This is a genomic window from Parasphingorhabdus sp., assembly GCF_039968395.1.
In the GTDB taxonomy this organism is placed as follows: Bacteria; Pseudomonadota; Alphaproteobacteria; order Sphingomonadales; family Sphingomonadaceae; genus Parasphingorhabdus.
On sequence record NZ_JBDVPV010000005.1, the window covers coordinates 1,177,386 to 1,194,757 of the forward strand.

Consider the following 17,372-nt stretch of genomic DNA (forward strand, 5'->3'; position numbering starts at 1 on the left):
ATATCGTCACGCAAACTTCAACCCGTCAAATGTACCGGATTTTCGCCAGCCATCGATATAGTTGAAATAGGCTGAAGCACCTTGCGGGTGCCCCTGCATGAAACGGTCCTGATCACTCCAGCCTTCGCCTTCGTTATTATAGTAGCCGGGTGTGCATTCGGTATTCCCGATATTTGCGCCCAGCCCGGTCTGAAGGAAATCTACCCATGCCTGTTCGGCTTCAGGCGTAACCTCGACCATATCGTGCCCCTCAACTTCGGCATGCGCAACGATCGCTGCGATTGTGTCGGCATGATCGACGATATTGTGCGGAACATTGGCAATAAAATTGGCGGCTTGTGCCGGTTGAACCATGAAGGCGTTGGGGAAACCGGCAATGTGGAGACCGTGTTTGGTGCGCATGCCTTCCGCCCAATGCTCGGACAATTTTCGCCCACCCTTGCCCGCGACATCAAAGCCCGACCGCGAGACATAATCAACGGAGACTTCAAAGCCGGACGCATAGACAATGCAGTCGACTTCATATTCCTTGCCATTGGCATAAATGCCATTTTCGGTAATCCGCTCGACCCCCTTGCCGTCTGTGTCAATCAGACGGGTCGAAGGTTCATTGAATGCCTGAAGATATTCATCGTGGAAACAAGGGCGTTTGCATAACTGTCGGTACCAGGCTTTCAGATTTTCGCCGGTATCCGGATCATCAACAATCGCGGCGGCACGCCGCCGGATTTCTTCCATTTTCTGGAAATCAGAATCTTCAAACGATGCAAGAATTTTTTCAGGCGTCCATTCGCTGGGCGGGATTTCACGCATATTGGCACGGACACGTTTGGCGAGATCGGTCCAGCCATCATTGACAAGATCTTCTTCCGGAAAACCAATACCCAGATTGGCGGCAAAATTCTCTTGCCACTTTTTCTGCCAGCCTGCCTCCGCAACATCGGAAAACCAATCATCGTCAATTGGCGCATTGTCGCGCCGGTCGACGCTGGAAGGCGTCCGCTGAAACACCAGCAGCTCTTTCGCCGCCCTGGCCAGATGCGGAATACATTGGACAGCAGTTGCACCGGTTCCGATGATCGCAACACGTTTATCCACCAGCTTGTCGAGCGACGCACCTTCCGGATTACCACCCGTATATTCATAATCCCAGCGACTGGTGTGGAAACTCTTGCCCTTGAAATCCTCGATTCCGGCAAGGCGTGGCAGTTTCGCTACGTGAAGTGGTCCGGTACCCATGCCGATATATTTTGCGGTAAAGGCATCGCCGCGAGAGGTACGGATAATCCAGCGCTTGGCCTCTTCATCCCACTCAATGTCATTGACCTCGGTATGGAACAGCGCATTTTCATACAGTCCGAAATGCTTGCCAATTCGTGAGCAGTGGTTCCGGATTTCCGGCGCATGAGCATATTTCTCGCTCGGCATATGGCCGGTTTCTTCAAGCAGCGGCATGTAAATCATCGACGCGGTGTCGCACTGTGCACCCGGATAGCGATTCCAATACCAGGTCCCACCAAAATCGCCGCCCTTCTCGATGATACGCACATCATCAATGCCCGCCTCTTTCAGGCGCGCACCTGCAACGAGGCCAGCAAAGCCGCCACCAATAAAAGCAAAGGTGACATGATCGGTGACCGGCTCGCGATCCTTTTGCGGCGTGTAGGGATCAGTGGCGAGATCGGAAAACTCGCCCTCCAGTCGAACATATTGGGCCGAGCCATCCTGACGAAGGCGCTTGCCCCGCTCCTGGGCATATTTTGCTTTGAGGGCATCCTTATCGATGGTGATTGCGTTCAAGAGCTGATCCAATCCATTTTTGAAAGCTTTAACTGATTAGTTAAATTCTTCCGACTGGATGGTCAACTCAAGAATATGACGACGGTTTACCGAGAACCAATCAAATCGCCGCCAAGGCCTGCTCCATATCCGCAATGATATCGTCAATATGCTCGATACCGACCGAAACGCGAACCACATCTGGTCCAGCACCTGCGGCGATCAGTTCATCTTCGGATAATTGGCTGTGCGTGGTAGAAGCCGGATGGATGATCAATGATCTGGTATCGCCGATATTGGCGAGATGGCTGAACAGGCTAACCGCGGACACAAGTTTGGTTCCCGCATCATATCCGTCTTTCAGGCCAAAGGTGAAAACCGCACCTCCTTTGCCGCCAAGATATTTCTGAGCAAGCCTATGATAGGGATCATCGGGCAGCCCGGCGAACGATACCCAGGCAACTTCGTCCCTGCCCTGCAGCCATTTGGCAAGTGTCAGCGCGTTTTCGCAATGGCGCTCCATGCGCAGGGCCAGTGTCTCCATTCCGGTGAGTATCTGAAAGGCATTGAACGGGGCCAGTGCCGGACCCAGATCGCGCAGCGACAAGGCCCGCGCAGCCAATATAAACGCCAGCTCTCCAAAGGCATCGGTAAAGATCTTGCCATGATAGGACGGGTTGGGTTGATTGAGGAATGCGAATTTCTCGCTTTTCGTCCAGTCGAATTTTCCGCTGTCGACGATCAGACCGCCGATGCTGTTTCCGTGCCCACCCAGAAACTTGGTTCCGCTGTGGACGATGATGTCCGCACCATGTTCAAATGGACGGCAAAGCACCGGCGAGGCCATGGTATTGTCAACGACAAGCGGTATGCCTGCGCCATGCGCAACTCCCGCGATACCTTCGATATCCTGCACAACGCCGCCCGGATTGGCCAGGCTCTCGATAAACACACAGCGCGTATCGTCGGTAATCGCTGCCTGAAGCTCGTCGAGATTGTCTGCATCCACAAAGGTCACGTTCCAGCCAAATTTCTTGACCGCATGCCCCAGTTGATTGAGCGAACCGCCATAGAGTTTCTTAGCCGCCACAATATGCGCACCGGGGTCCATCAGGACATGGAACACGATCAACTGCGCCGCATGACCGGATGAAACAGCCAGGGCCGCCGCGCCGCCTTCCATCGCTGCAATCTTGCCCTCAAGCGCGCCGTTGGTGGGATTCATGATCCGGGTATAGATATTGCCAAACGCATCCAGATTGAACAGATCGGCCGCATGATCGACGTCGTCGAACACATAGGAGGCCGTCTGATAAATTGGAGTGATCCGGGCATTGGTCGTGGGGTCCGGCTCGGTACCGGCGTGAACAGCCATTGTTTCAAGACGGGTGGTTTCTGGATTGTCGATCATTTTTGTCTCCAATAGTATGGTTGAGCAATTTTATCGAAGTTGCGCCTTGATCAGTCCTCGTAAACTGTTTCCTACCCAGAGTCCGCTATCCAAATCTGCAGCGGTCAAGTCAGCCTCAACGGCGTCTCCATTCTCCAGCAGCTCTGCCCGCAACACACCCGGCAGAACTCCGCGCGTCAAAGGCGGAGTCAGCAACTTTCCGTCCCGCTCGACGAACACATTCCAGATCGCGCCTTCGGTTACAAAGCCGTCTGCATCGACAAATATCGGGTGCTCGCCCTGCTCCAACCCAGACACATTATAAATCCGTCGGTCACTGGTTTTGTGATGCAGACGGTAATCTGCTTTGTCGGCCTCCATCGGGACCAGCTTGCAGTTTGCCGGTTCGGTCAGCGGTGCTGGCATCGGCTGCAACTCGATCGCGAGCGCGCCGGATTTTGATAGCATCATCCGGACTTTCGCAGATTGTTCCTGATGAAAAGTCACTGCGTGCAACGTGTTCCGGGCGGCATGCCGGTCGAACTCGAATTCGAGAGCCGCAGCACTCGTTTTCATTCGCTCAAGATGCGCTTCGAGACGTGCGATGCCGTTTGCAGGATCAAATGCCATGGTTTCCATCAGATCGACATTGATATCATGCACTGCCGCAAATCTCCCCTTGGCGAGGCATTCCTGCCATTCGTCATCGCACTTTGAGTCCGCCACTATGCCAGAGCCGAGACCGATGGAAAGCTTTTCCTGCCCCGCCTGCTGATCTGCACTCAGAAAGAACGTCCGGATCGCCACATTGAATGCAGCATCACCGTTGGCATCTATCCGCCCGATCGAACCGCAATAGATGCCGCGTTGTGTGGCTTCGAGCTGATCGATAATTTCCATAGCCCGGATTTTCGGCGCTCCCGTGATCGAACCACATGGGAACATCTGCCGGAGCAAACCAGACACATCCTGCATGTCATCGAGATCCGCTGTAACCGTCGATGTCATCTGATGGATCGTCGGATAGGATTCGACATGGAACAATTCGGGGACTTGCACGGTTCCGGGTTTTGCAATGCGCGAAAGGTCGTTGCGCAGCAAATCGACAATCATCAGATTCTCGGCGCGCTGTTTGGGATCCTTGCGCAACTGTTCCCGCACTTTCGCATCTTCACTTTCAACGCGGTGCCGCGCCGCTGTCCCCTTCATCGGCCTGGCCGTGATACGGTTTCCCTTGCGCGCAAAAAACAGCTCGGGCGAAAAGGACAGCATCCAGTTGCGGCCATCAAATACCACGCCGCCATAACCGGCCCTGGCCCGATCGCGGATCGCGGCATAAAGGGCCATTGGATGGCCGGAAAACCGCGCAATGGCCGAAAATGTCAAGTTGGCCTGATAAATGTCTCCCGCCTGAATATATTCCTGCACGGCATCAAAAGCGACGTCATAGTCGGCCCTTGAAATCTGCGGTTCCAACGGCCCCAGCCAGGCACCTTCAGGATCAGGACAGGCTTTGGCAAGGGTTTGCGGATCCATCTCTTGATAGTCTTTGAAGACCCCAAACCAAAGCAGCGGACAGGCCAGATCATCCGTTAAACGTGATGTCAGTTTTTGTTCGAGAGCAAGCCCCGCTTCGTAGGATATATATCCGGCAACATGATGGCCGCTTTGCCGGGCTTCAGAAATCTGGGCCAGACCAGCGTCCAATGTGTCCAGCGAAGACGCTTCTATCGTCGCAATCGGGTCGCGATACAGCCGAGAGGGAGCCGCGTCTTTTTCGCGTGCATCGTCCAGCAAGATAAAAGGGTCATTTCCAAACATCGTCCCTCCCCTAATTGCTTTTATGCCCATTCGTCCATAAGCATGACGAGCAGGTAATTGAGGGGAAGCGCGCAATGCGCAGAAATTTTACGGCCGCTGTTCTGGCTACCTTTGTTTTCATTGTCAGTTCTACGCCGGTGACGGCACAAAGTTTTGCTCCCCGACCGTCTGCGCTGGTGGCGGATCAGGTTCCGGATATCCCGCTGGAAATTATTGAAAAAACGCGTGCCTATATGGAATTCCGGACCGCCAGCTTCGTGGACTGGGATCCGAAATCAAAGTCGATGCTGATTAGCACACGATTCGGAGACACGCGCCAGCTGCATCTGGTTCGCAAACCATTGGCCAACAGGGAACAGCTCACATTTGCCAGCGAGCCCGTTCGATCAGCCAGCTATGCGCCCGATGGTTCTGCACTTCTTTTCCAAAAGGATAGCGGCGGCAATGAAGTCAATCAGATCTTTGCGCTGCAGGACGGTAGGCCATTGATGCTGACCGACGGAGAAAGCCGGAACCGCCTGGGCCCATGGTCGCGCGACGGCAAGATACTGGCATTTGGGTCAAACAAGCGCACCGGACTGTATAACGATATTTATCTGATGGATGCCAGCAACCCCAAAGGCGCGGTCATGCTGGTCGCCTCAACCGGCGGTGGATGGTTCCCGATTGATTTTTCACCGGATGGCAAACAGCTTCTGGTGTTCAACTATGTTTCGGTGACTGACAATCAGCTCTATCTGATCGATATCGCCAACGGAACATCAGCCAAGCTGACCAATAGCAGCCTTCCTGTAGCGTATAGCGGACTGACATTTGCGCCAGATGGCAAATTATGGGCTGCTTCAGATTTCGGCAGCGATGTCCACCGACTGGGGGAAGTCGACCAGACAACCGGTGCTTTCACACCTGTTATTGATGAAAAGGCCTGGGACATATCTGATTTCAGTATCAGCAAAGACGGGCGCTGGATGGCCTATGAAGTCAACCAAGCAGGCCGTTCGATGCTCAAGATTTATGACATGAAAACCGGACAGGCGCGAACGGTAGACAGTCTGCCGGCCGGGGTTATCAGCGGTATAAAATTCGCACCCTGGGGAGAACTGGGCTTCACATTGAATTCCAATCGGACCGGTACCGACGCGTACAGCCTGGATCCGGAAACATTGCAGATTACACGCTGGACGAAAAGTGAAACCGGGGGTCTGGACAGCACCCGCAATACCATGCCGGAACTGATCGAGATTGAGAGTTTCGATGGTGAAAAAATGTCGGGATATCTCTATCGGCCTGACCCGGCGAAACATTCCGGGAAACGACCGTTGATCATCAATGTTCACGGCGGACCGGAAGGCCAGGCCACACCGCGGTTTCTTGGGCGCAACAACTATCTGGTCAATGAACTTGGCGTAGCGATATTCTATCCCAACGTTCGCGGATCGACCGGGTTTGGCAAACGTTTTGTTGCACTCGACAATGGACCATATTTGCGAGAAAACAGCGTACTCGATATCGGCGCATTTCTAGGAAAATTGCGAAAAGATCGAAAGATTGACAAACGCCGGATTGCGATAACCGGAGGCAGCTATGGCGGGTACATGACACTGGCCGCAATGTTGCGCTACGGAAAACAGCTCAAGGCCGGTCTGGAGGTTGTCGGCATTACCAATTTCGTCACCTTCCTCGAAAACACACAAGCTTATCGCCGCGACTTGCGCCGGATTGAATATGGCGACGAGCGCGATCCGGAACAGCGCATCAAACTGGAGGCGATCAGTCCGCTAAATCGGGCTGAAGAAATTGACTTGCCCTTGATGGTAGTCACCGGTGCGAATGACCCCCGCGTCCCGGCAAGCGAGGCAGATCAGCTGATTGAAGCGGTTCGGGCGAATGGACGCCCTGCCTGGCACTTGCTTGCAAAAAACGAAGGCCATGGTTTTCGCAAAAAAGCCAATGCCGACTATCAGTTCTGGGCCAGCCTGCTGTTCTGGCAGAAATACCTGCTCGATGAAAAACCGGACCGGGGCAGCAAATGATAGAACAGTTGCTGATCGGGGTGATACTCGTACTTATAATATTGGTGGTTGATACGCGGCAGAAGCTGGCCGCGATGAAGAACGACCTCTTGGAGATGAGGAATGATGGCTTGTTCCAGCAACCCTCCGCATCGCCTCCCGAAACCGAGAGAACTGTTACGCCAGTTGAGAACACTCGCCCAGCGACCGTTGCCAAATCTGTGGCAGAACCGGATCCTCCGGCTGAGCGACAAGCACCGCCTGAACCAAGGCCTGATCCCAGCCCCGTTCCTGAACCAGACCCAATGGCAGAAGAAGCTCGCCCCAGCGCTGCAAAGCGGTTTGAAGACCTGATCGGCGGAAAACTTCCGATCTGGATTGGCGGCATCGCGCTGATCTTTGCCGGATTTTTTCTCGTCCGCTTCTCTATCGAAGCTGGTTTTTTTGGCCCCGGTGCACGCAGTATCACCGCAACCTTGTTCGGATTGCTGCTGATCGGCTTGAGCGAATTCGGTCAAAAAATTCCGCGCTTTGGCAAGATATTCGCCGACGACGTGCGAATTGGCCACAGTATCGCCGGAGCCGGAATAGCGGTTCTCTATGCCACGCTCTACATGGCGAGCGAATTATATGGATTACTGGGTCTGACCAGTGCGCTGATCGGAGTCATTGGCGTTACCATCCTGGCATTTGTGCTGTCCCAGAGACACGGACCGCCAACAGCACTCATGGGCCTCATCGGCGGCTTTGCCGCGCCCTATGTCGCGGGCCTGGGGGCAGAATCAGTCGCTCCGTTACTCATCTATCTTGGCGTATTCACAGCCGGTCTGTTCGGGCTGGCCATTCATCGCGGCTGGGCCTGGCTAGCGCTGCTGGCAACTGGTGGGAGCGTCATCTGGACAACTGCACTATTGTTCTTTGATGTCACAGGCGACGCACCATTTATCGGGGTGTTCGTGGTCTTGATCGCGATAGGCGGAGTGCTGACCCTCTCTCGCACCGGAACAAGTTTTGGAATTCCCAAATCAGTCATGCAGGCCATCCCGCTTGGCCTTGGCTTGTTGCAGCTGATCCTTCTCGCACCGCTGATTGAATTTTCGGTGATGAGCTGGATATTCTTTGGAATCCTCTCGATATTCAGCATCGCTCTTGCATGGAAAGACGAAGACCTGACGCCTGCGGCGGCTGCGGCACTTGGCCTTTCGCTTACCTTGATTACCAGTGCATTTGGGGATGCGGGTGCAAACCGGACCGAGCTTGTTGCTGCCATCGCTCTTGTAGCGCTGTTCACGGCCTGCGGTCACTTGTTTGCCTTGCGTGAAAAAAGCGGCTGGATGTGGGCACTCATTGGATTGGCAGCTCCCACAGGCCTTGTGTTGGTCGCGTTTCTTTTCGGTGATCTGGATTGGAATGACAATATATGGGCAGGACTATGCGTCCTTGTCGCAGCAACGAGCGCGGTCATGGCCTGGCGGCTCAAAGACGCGCCATGGCTGGTCCCCTTGCCTCTCGCCAGCATTATCACCGCTACCCTGCTCTCGGTCGCTCTCTGGATCTGGCTACCTGATAGTTTCGCGGTGCTGGTACCGGCGGCAATTGCAGGCGGTCTGATTGCATGGGCAAAGTTGATCGAACGCAAGGCGATCGTCGTCGAAGCCAGTCTGTTCGCGGCCCTGACTGGCTTGATGATGATGATCTTTGGTGCAGATCTGATCGAGACATTGTTCGGATCGCTCTCCGGTGAGATCGATCTCTACGGCTACTTGCCCGATGTCGACGACGTCTTGCTCAAGGTATTTGTCCCGGGACTGGCTTTGACCGGACTGGCTTTTGCGTTCCGTGAAACCTGGGGAACAGCGCTTTCCCGGATCATTGCGGTCATTGGCCTCGCGGGCTTTAGCGGGTTTGTCTATTTGCTTGCAAAACAACCGTTGGCCATCGGCCCGATTGAAGATTTTGTGCAATATGGCTTTGTCGAGCGGATGGTGTTTACTCATATATTGCTGCTGACCGGCTGGTTGCTTGTCAGCCGGACCTGGCAGGAAAAATGGCAGGCACCACTGACAGCCCTGGGCATCGCATTGGCGAGCATCGGTTTGTTCCGGTTTCTCTACTTCGATATTTTCCTGCTCAGCCCGACTGCGGTTAAACAGTTGCTTGGCCCCGCCCCGATTGCGAATTTTGGAACCTTGCATTACGGAGCGGCGGCAATGTGGTTCTGGCTGTTTGCGAGAACAACATCCATTCCGCAGATGACTTCCCACGCCAGGCGCGTGCTGCATATTGGAAGCCTGCTCGCCGCGATCGCGGCGGTCATGATCACGGTTCGACAGGCTGTACACGGCACGGATATCGCAACACCGCCTTTCAGCTCTACCGAAACATATCTATACAGTGCGGCCCTGCTCGCTCTGGCAATCGCCTGGCTCGTCCGCGGGGTACAGACGACCAATGCACTTCTGCGCATATCAGGACTGCTGCTGCTGACCCTGGTCACATTCAAGGTCTTCCTGCTGGATGCCCGTCAATTGGAAGGCATCTTGCGCATTCTCTCGTTCCTCGGCCTGGGAATCGGATTGATGGGCATTGGCTGGATGTACGGAAAAATCATGCGGTCAGAACAGGCTGAATCGGACTAGACCGGAATGTCCGGGCCAGCATTTCAATTCGATCACCAATCATGGTAACGCTATGAAAATGACCCGAACGGTTCTGAAAATGGCGATCCTCTACGGCGCAGTTCTGGCGATTGCGCTGTTCGCTCTCCAATGGCTCGAATATCGATATTTTCTAAAAAATGTTTCTACCAATGTCTATGTTGCGATGCTGGCGACGTTGTTCATTTCCCTTGGCATTTGGGTGGGGCACAAGTTGACGACCCGGCCGGCCATTGAACCGTTTGTGCGCAACGACCCGGCCCTGCAGTCTCTGGGGATATCGGCGCGCGAACTCGAAGTGCTCGAAGCGATTGCAGCGGGACAATCCAACAAGGAAATCGCACGAGAATTGGGAATCTCTCCCAACACAATCAAAACTCACATCGCGCATATTTTTGAAAAACTGTCTGTGGATCGGCGGGTTCTGGCGATCGAGAAGGCCCGGTCGCTTTATCTCATACCCTGAATATCATACACCCATAAGGGTGAAGCTGGCCAAATCACCCATCCGGGTGATTTCCAAGTTGCAGGACACCGCCCATAAGAAGGATAGCAGGGGGAAGAATATGAACAAAATTGCAATTGTGTACGGCATGCTGTCCGGATTGATTGTTATTATCTCGATGATTACGGGAATAGTCACCAGCGGTGGCCAGGGATTTTTTGGTTCGGAGCTTTTCGGCTATCTGATGATGCTGATTGCCCTGTCGATGATTTTTATCGGTCTGAAAAAATATCGGGATCAGGAAAAAGGCGGTGTCATAAAGTTCATGCCGGCATTTGGTTTTGGCCTGACGATCGCTGTGATTGCGGCCGTCATGTATGTTGTGGTTTGGGAAGCCTATCTTTATTCGACAGATTATGTGTTCATCGAGGAATATACTGCTGGTTTGATCGAAGCTGCAAAAACGCAGGGAACCGAAGGCCCGGCGCTTGAGAAAATTATCGCGGATGCCAACGCGATGAAGACCAGCTATGCCAAACCTTATATTCGCTGGCCGATGACATTTCTCGAAATCTTCCCGGTCGGTTTGATAATCTCGCTGCTGTCAGCTTTGCTGTTGCGCAATCCAAAATTGCTGCCTGCAAAGGCATGACACCGGTTCACTCCAAGACAGAAAAGGAAACATCATTATGAAACTTGGTACTTTTTCATTGAGTCTCGCCGTAAAAGACCTCGCCGCATCCAAGGCCTTTTACACCAAACTGGGCTTCTCGAAATTTCATGGCGATGAAGATCAAAATTGGGTGATCATGAAAAATGGAGATACCGTCATCGGTCTGTTTCAGGGCATGTTTCCCGACAATATGCTGACCTTCAATCCCGGTTGGGACAGCAACGCACAGACGCTGGAAGGCTTTACCGACGTTCGCGACATACAGCAAACGTTGAAGGCGGAAGGTATCACCATGGTTCAGGAAGTCGCACCAGATAGCACCGGACCGGGCAGCTGCATGATTGTCGATCCTGACGGAAATCCGATCCTGCTGGATCAGCACGTTGGCGGCTGAAACACGGTTCGACGTTCAGGCGCGTTTGTCCACCGGCGATCCCAGGCTGATATGGGAAGTAATACTGCCGACTTGCGGCAATTGCCCCAGAATGTCGGCATGGAAGGCTTTGTAGGCTGCCAGATCTGCGACTTCGACACGGAGCAGATACTCGACGGAGCCGGTAATATTGTGACATTCCCGAACCTCGGGAGCCTTTGCAACAGCCCGTTCAAATGCCTGGGCATCCTTTTTGAGATGTTCGGACAACCCGACCATCACAAATATGGTGATCGCCGCGCCCCGGACGGCGGGGTCAACAATCGCGCGATAGCCCTTGATCAGATCCGACCGCTCCATTTCCTGCACACGCCGCAGGCAGGCAGATGCTGATAACCCGACCTTGCGCGCAAGGTCCGAATTGCTGATCCGGCCGTTCCGCTCCAGCTCGCGCAATATATTGTGGTTTATTCGATCCAATTCGATCATTTGTTGATCAAAAACTCCATATTGGCTGGCATAAGCAAGATATTTATCCATTATCTCAGGTATTATTGCTCATCAGTCAACAATTGATGGAGCATGACATGCTATCTCTTGATCTCACCACTTATGGTGTTTCAGCGGAACGCGGCTTTCTCGCCGCGTCTGATCCCCAGGATATTCAGCTGCCGGAACAGCTGCAGCCGGTTGTCGATACGGCGATGAATTTGCCAAGGACAATAGTGTCCGGCGAAGTACGTCGACACATCGAAACCCTGCCCATATTGGACCTGACCGAATTTTGCGCCTCTGCCAGCCTCGAAGAGCGTCGGGCCGCAATGGTCCATTATTCGTTTCTGGTGCAATCATATGTTTGGGGCGAACCGGATGCACCCAAGTCTCTGCCCGCATGTATTGCCAGTCCAATCTGGATGCTAAGCGAATCTATCGAGCAACCTCCATTGCTCACATATTCATCCTACGTGCTTGACAACTGGGGACGAATTGACCGCAATGGTCCTCTCAGTCTTTCCAATACGTATATGAAACAACCGTTTCTGGGTGGCCAGGATGAAGCCTGGTTCGTCCTCATTCATGTTGCAATAGAAGCACGTGCGGGCGCCATGTTGGCGTCAATTCCCACACTGGTCGATGCCTGCCGACACCAGGATTTCGATACTCTCGAACAGGGCCTTTCTGCCATGACCGAAGTCTGGGATGACATGAATGACATATTTGACCGGATGCCTGAACGCTGTGATCCTTATGTCTATTTCCACCGTGTCAGGCCGTGGATCCATGGCTGGAAAGATAACCCGGCTCTCGAAGATGGGTTGATTTATGAAGGCGTCACCAATCTCGATGGACAGCCGCAGAGTTTTCGCGGGCAAACAGGTTCGCAATCATCCATCGTTCCGGCAATGGATGCGTTTTTGGGAATTGATCATGCCGGTGACCCGTTGCGCGCCTATCTTGATCAGCTGCATATTTATCGTCCGCCAGAGCATCGTCGGTTTATCGACGATATTCGCGCCAACGGCATATTGCGGCAGACCATAGAACAAGCAGGGTCATCGACGCTCAAATCACTATATAATGACTGTGTGGAAAATCTGACGCGGTTCCGGACCCGGCACCTGGAATATGCGGCCAGCTACATCAACAAGCAGTCCAAAGGCGGAACGGGCAATAACTCGGACGTCGGCACAGGTGGTACGCCGTTTATGAAGTATCTCAAGAAGCATCGAGATGAAGCCAACGCCCATCTACTCGGGTAGAAATGATCGAGCATAAAAAAGGGCGGGAAAGCATTGCTTCCCGCCCTTTTTTGATAATTTTTGCTAACAGCTTAAGCGAAGCTGAGCGTCTTTTGGCTCTTCTTGCGCCGCAACGATCCACCGACAGCTCCGAAGCCGATGATCATCATCGCCCATGTTGCTGGCTCTGGAACCGCATGCATGCTGAAGTTAAGATCCCAACGATCATAGTCCCGACCGTTCTGATCCTGAAGGAGCAGCCACGACGAACCGCCGAACTGGCCGTTTTTCGCATTTGCACCCGTGCCATATTGAAAAGCAAAGTTTTCAACAAACGGGTTAGCCTTCAGATCGAACTGCTCGCCATCCACGGTGATGGTACCAGCCGCCATTGTGAAAAAGTCGATATCAGGTGTATCGAATTCGGCATCATAGGCTCCGCCAGATTCCTGCTTATATTCATAAGCGGAACCAAAGGTTGATTCCAGAAATCCGCTAAAGTTGATGTTAATTTCAGCGACAACATTTGATGGATTGATCGCCGTGCCTTCAAGAACAGCCGTACCTGCATCGGTATCGATCGTCAAAAACACATCGTTTTGAAATGCATAATAGCGGTCTGGACCGGTATCATAAGTATTTGTCCACAGCCCGTGGCCGCCTACCCGATCATCATAGTTTGTTGCCTGATACATCAGTATCGCGGCAGATGCAGCAGATGACATCGCAACTGTCGCAACGGCTGCAGCAGACACTGCCAAAACTCTCTTAAGTGTATTCATTACTATACCCCCGGTTAGTTCGACCGGAAAAAAGCTTCAGATTGTCGCAGGCAGGCCCAGACGTACTTCAACGTTTTGTTCCGGAAGAACGAATCTCCCGTATTTTTGACCCACATCTTTCTTAACGCGAAGTTAACGTTGGAATCAAACCCTGATTGGACGAAACGGAAGATTTTACGTTTAGTGACCTGCGTTGGAAGGGTTTTACGTTAAACCCGATAAAACTGTTTCATTTCGGGACAAATAAAATTAACCGAGATTCAGAAAAGAGTGCAGCGACTCGGGGCCATCCGAAATGTTTGACAAATGGCCGACAACCTTGTGTAATCTCACGCGAAAGATGCCGTTATTCGGGCACTGGCTTGAAAGCGGTTCAAGGGATGGGTGGCATGTCAGACAAACAAGATGAAGGCTCTCCGGAGAATGTTCCGGCGACCGAAGCCGCCGATAGCGAAACGGCCGAAAATGAAGCCGCTTACTGGTCGGCAAATGTGAAGCTGCTCTGGACATTGATGACGATCTGGTTCGCCGTGTCCTTCGGTGCCGGAATTATTTTCCGCGAGTTCCTCGATCAGTTCTCAGTGGGGGGCTATCCGCTCGGCTTCTGGTTTGCGCAGCAAGGTTCCATTTATGTCTTCATCATTTTGATTATCTTTTACACGATTCGGATGCGGCAGATCGAACGTCAATATGATCTTGATGACTGAGGGCTGCTGAGGTGGAAACACAAACTCTGATCTACATCTTTGTCGGCCTGTCTTTTGCGCTCTATATCGGGATAGCAATCTGGTCGCGTGCGGGTTCAACAAAAGAATTCTATGTTGCCGGCGGCGGCGTCAATCCGGTCGTCAATGGCATGGCGACAGCCGCTGACTGGATGTCCGCGGCAAGTTTCATCTCGATGGCAGGGATAATCGCTTTTTCAGGATATGACGGATCAGTTTATCTTATGGGATGGACCGGTGGTTATGTGATGCTCGCGTTGTTGCTCGCCCCTTATTTGCGCAAATTCGGACAGTTCACTGTCCCCGACTTCATCGGCACACGATATTATTCCAGCGCCGCGCGGGTCGTCGCGGTCATCTGCCTTATCTTCATCAGCTTCACTTATATTGCCGGTCAAATGCGCGGAGTTGGTATTGTTTTCTCGCGTTTTCTCGATGTCCCGATAGACCTTGGCGTCATTATCGGGATGGGTATTGTTTTCATCTATGCCGTCATGGGCGGAATGAAAGGCATTACCTATACGCAAGTCGCGCAATATTGCGTGTTGATCTTTGCCTATATGGTGCCGGCCTTTTTCATCAGTTTTCTCGTGACCGGCAATGCCATCCCACAAATCGGCCTGGGGTCCACCGTGAACGATGGCTCTGGCCTCTATGTGCTCCAGAAGCTTGACCTGGTGCTCCAGGACCTTGGTTTTGGCGCCTATACGGATGGCTCGAAATCGATGGTGGACGTTTTTTGCATCACCGCTGCGCTGATGATTGGAACCGCAGGATTGCCGCATGTCATTGTGCGTTTCTTCACTGTTCCCAAAGCCTCGGACGCCCGGAAATCTGCAGGTTGGGCTCTGGTTTTCATAGCATTGCTCTACACCACGGCTCCCGCCGTTGGCGCGTTTGCCCGGATCAATTTTATCGAGACGATCAACGAGCAGGATTATTCAGAAGCCCCCGCATGGTTCAAGAACTGGGAAGCCAATGATCTCATCGCCTGGTCCGACAAAAACGGGGACGGGAAAATGTCGTATCGCGCGGGCGACGCCTTTGAAGGAAAACCTGAATTTACAGGCACGACAGGTGCCAGCGGCGAACGTTCAATTGCGAACATGCCCAGCACAGACAGCGACAATGAAATCTATGTCGATCGCGACATCATGGTCCTCGCCAATCCCGAAATTGCACGCCTGCCCGGCTGGGTGATCGCGCTTGTTGCCGCTGGCGGACTCGCAGCTGCCTTGTCTACCGCCGCAGGATTGCTGCTCGTCATATCATCATCGATAAGTCACGATTTGCTGAAAAGTACCTTCCGACCGCAAATCACGGAAAAAGGGGAATTGATGGCGGCCCGTATCGCAGCGACAGCAGCCATTGTCGTCGCGGGTTATCTCGGTATCTATCCCCCGGGGTGGGTGGCGCAGGTCGTCGCATTCGCATTTGGATTGGCAGCTGCATCTCTGTTTCCGGCAATTTTCATGGGCATCTTCTCCAAGACAATGAACCGCGAAGGCGCCATTGCCGGTATGGTAACGGGGTTGCTGTTCACCTTCGCCTATATTGCCTGGTTCAAACTACTCAGCCCGGAAACAAATAATGCAGCGCACTGGTTGCTTGGAATTTCGCCCGAAGGCATCGGCGTTGTTGGAATGCTGCTGAATTTTGCAGTAGCCATCGCCATCTCCAGAGTGACCGCCTCGCCTCCGGTCGAGATCAGCCGTCTGGTCAACTCCATAAGGGTGCCGCGCGGCGCCGGAGATGCTCCAACCCACTAGATCCGGCCGGTCTGCGGATTTTTGCCGTTACCAGCCGTTAAATCGCGGCCAGATGGCTTTGACCCCGTTATCGGTATCAAGCACATGATAACGATCATGCTGCGCAGCGGTTGAACAGGCATGATTTGGCAGAATCCGCAATTGATCACCGACAGCTATATCCGGCAAACTTGCAGTTGAACCGGGTCGGGCCGTGATGATACCGTGCTCCTGATTGGCGCTGATCATGATCAAATCATCACATGGTTTTCCGGACTGGTCGCATACTAGTCCATAGCCCTGGTCCAGTTCCTGGCTTGCCGTTCCGCGATCCCGCGACATTGCCATCCAGCCGGCATCCACAATTATCCAGCCTTTGTCCGGTTGGTGGCCGATCACCGTCGTCAGCACCGACAAAGCAATGGCCTCCACCGGACAAACCCTCAGGCCCGACATGACCAGATCGAAAAACATATAGACGCCCGCGCGCACTTCCGTCACGCCGGACAGGTCCTGAACCGACAGGGCAGTTGGCGTAGAGCCAAGGCTGACAATGGGAACCTCAAAACCCGCATCCCGCAAGATCCTGGCCGATCGCGTGATTTCTGTCACTTCACTGGTCGCTGCCCGGGCGATCTGTGCGGCGGAACTCGCATCATAGGATCCACCCGCGTGGGTCATGACACCCGCCATTTCCGCTCCGTCCTCAAGAGATGCGGCGATAGCTGCAATCATCGCCGCATCCGAAGATTTTACCCCGGACCGATGGCCGTCACAGTCGATTTCGATCAACGTTGGAATTGGCGAGGATTTCTCCCGCGAGAATCTCGCAATTTCTTTCGCCATCGCAACGTTATCGACAATGATTTTTAGGTCGATACCGGCTTCCCGCAATGCCAGCACCCGTTCCAGTTTTGACGGTACGATCCCGACCGCAAACAGGATATCGTTGATCCCGATCGCCGCGAATTCTTCTGCTTCCCGCAATGTCGAAACGGTGATCGCCCGCCGTTGGCCGGCAAGGACATGCTCTGCGATATCCGTTGATTTCGCTGTCTTTAAATGGGGCCGATGAAGAATATCGGGAGCAACCCGAGCGAGGTGCTGGCGCAGACGTGCGGTATTGGCGTCCACAATCGACAGATCGAGCAAAAGCGCCGGTGTTTGCAGGTCTGCAAAATCTGCTAGATTCTGGGGATTGATTGGTTCTGTCATCATTGCCGTATCA

At 53.3% G+C, this 17,372-nt stretch carries 14 protein-coding genes; 8 read left to right on the plus strand and 6 right to left on the minus strand.

Going from position 1 to position 17,372, the window contains the following annotated elements; genetic code table 11:
- Positions 1-6: 6 nt before the first annotated feature.
- The 3 genes from ABJI30_RS16350 to pabB all read right to left on the minus strand — a co-directional run bounded on the left by ABJI30_RS16350 (position 7) and on the right by pabB (position 4,990).
- The gene (locus ABJI30_RS16350; RefSeq protein WP_348017750.1) at positions 7-1,800 is read right to left on the minus strand and encodes an NAD(P)/FAD-dependent oxidoreductase; all 1,794 of its coding nucleotides are present in this window, start codon (positions 1,798-1,800) and stop codon (positions 7-9) included.
- 100 nt (positions 1,801-1,900) lie between these two features.
- On the minus strand, positions 1,901-3,190 hold the full coding sequence (locus ABJI30_RS16355; RefSeq protein ID WP_348017751.1) for an O-acetylhomoserine aminocarboxypropyltransferase: 1,290 nt from the start codon (positions 3,188-3,190) through the stop codon (positions 1,901-1,903).
- Positions 3,191-3,220: 30 nt separating this feature from the next.
- Complete coding sequence (gene pabB / locus ABJI30_RS16360; RefSeq protein WP_348017752.1) at positions 3,221-4,990, minus strand: aminodeoxychorismate synthase component I; 1,770 nt, start codon at positions 4,988-4,990, stop codon at positions 3,221-3,223.
- Between the two features lie 74 nt (positions 4,991-5,064).
- On the opposite strand from pabB, the gene ABJI30_RS16365 reads away from it, so the two are divergent.
- The 5 genes from ABJI30_RS16365 (at position 5,065) to ABJI30_RS16385 (ending at position 11,171) form a co-directional block, all read left to right on the plus strand.
- A complete protein-coding gene (locus tag ABJI30_RS16365; protein WP_348017753.1) occupies positions 5,065-7,023 on the plus strand; it encodes a prolyl oligopeptidase family serine peptidase in 1,959 nt (652 codons plus the stop codon).
- Entirely contained in the window at positions 7,020-9,641 is a 2,622-nt protein-coding gene (locus tag ABJI30_RS16370; protein WP_348017754.1) for a DUF2339 domain-containing protein, read from the plus strand. The genes ABJI30_RS16365 and ABJI30_RS16370 overlap by 4 nt, the downstream gene beginning before the upstream one ends.
- A gap of 52 nt (positions 9,642-9,693) precedes the next feature.
- Complete coding sequence (locus tag ABJI30_RS16375; RefSeq protein ID WP_348017755.1) at positions 9,694-10,125, plus strand: LuxR C-terminal-related transcriptional regulator; 432 nt, start codon at positions 9,694-9,696, stop codon at positions 10,123-10,125.
- A gap of 100 nt (positions 10,126-10,225) precedes the next feature.
- Entirely contained in the window at positions 10,226-10,756 is a 531-nt protein-coding gene (locus ABJI30_RS16380) for a DUF4199 domain-containing protein (protein ID WP_348017756.1), read from the plus strand.
- A gap of 37 nt (positions 10,757-10,793) precedes the next feature.
- Complete coding sequence (locus ABJI30_RS16385) at positions 10,794-11,171, plus strand: VOC family protein (protein ID WP_348017757.1); 378 nt, start codon at positions 10,794-10,796, stop codon at positions 11,169-11,171.
- A gap of 15 nt (positions 11,172-11,186) precedes the next feature.
- On the opposite strand, the gene ABJI30_RS16390 is transcribed toward ABJI30_RS16385, so the two are convergent.
- The gene (locus tag ABJI30_RS16390) at positions 11,187-11,690 is read right to left on the minus strand and encodes an Lrp/AsnC family transcriptional regulator (RefSeq protein ID WP_348017758.1); all 504 of its coding nucleotides are present in this window, start codon (positions 11,688-11,690) and stop codon (positions 11,187-11,189) included.
- Between the two features lie 47 nt (positions 11,691-11,737).
- On the opposite strand from ABJI30_RS16390, the gene ABJI30_RS16395 reads away from it, so the two are divergent.
- On the plus strand, positions 11,738-12,910 hold the full coding sequence (locus tag ABJI30_RS16395) for an indoleamine 2,3-dioxygenase (protein WP_348017759.1): 1,173 nt from the start codon (positions 11,738-11,740) through the stop codon (positions 12,908-12,910).
- 71 nt (positions 12,911-12,981) lie between these two features.
- Here ABJI30_RS16395 and ABJI30_RS16400 read toward each other — a convergent pair whose 3' ends face one another.
- Positions 12,982-13,671: a PEPxxWA-CTERM sorting domain-containing protein gene (locus ABJI30_RS16400; RefSeq protein WP_348017760.1), complete on the minus strand. Its 690-nt coding sequence runs from the start codon at positions 13,669-13,671 to the stop codon at positions 12,982-12,984.
- A 389-nt stretch (positions 13,672-14,060) separates the two neighbouring features.
- Here ABJI30_RS16400 and ABJI30_RS16405 point away from each other — a divergent pair, with 389 nt between their 5' ends.
- Positions 14,061-14,378 (plus strand): DUF4212 domain-containing protein, encoded by a 318-nt coding sequence (locus ABJI30_RS16405; RefSeq protein WP_348017761.1) that lies wholly within the window; start codon positions 14,061-14,063, stop codon positions 14,376-14,378.
- An 11-nt stretch (positions 14,379-14,389) separates the two neighbouring features.
- Positions 14,390-16,165: a sodium:solute symporter family protein gene (locus tag ABJI30_RS16410; protein WP_348017762.1), complete on the plus strand. Its 1,776-nt coding sequence runs from the start codon at positions 14,390-14,392 to the stop codon at positions 16,163-16,165.
- 27 nt (positions 16,166-16,192) lie between these two features.
- Here the strand turns inward: ABJI30_RS16410 and ABJI30_RS16415 are convergent, their stop codons facing one another.
- Positions 16,193-17,362: an alanine racemase gene (locus ABJI30_RS16415; RefSeq protein WP_348025341.1), complete on the minus strand. Its 1,170-nt coding sequence runs from the start codon at positions 17,360-17,362 to the stop codon at positions 16,193-16,195.
- Positions 17,363-17,372: the final 10 nt, after the last annotated feature.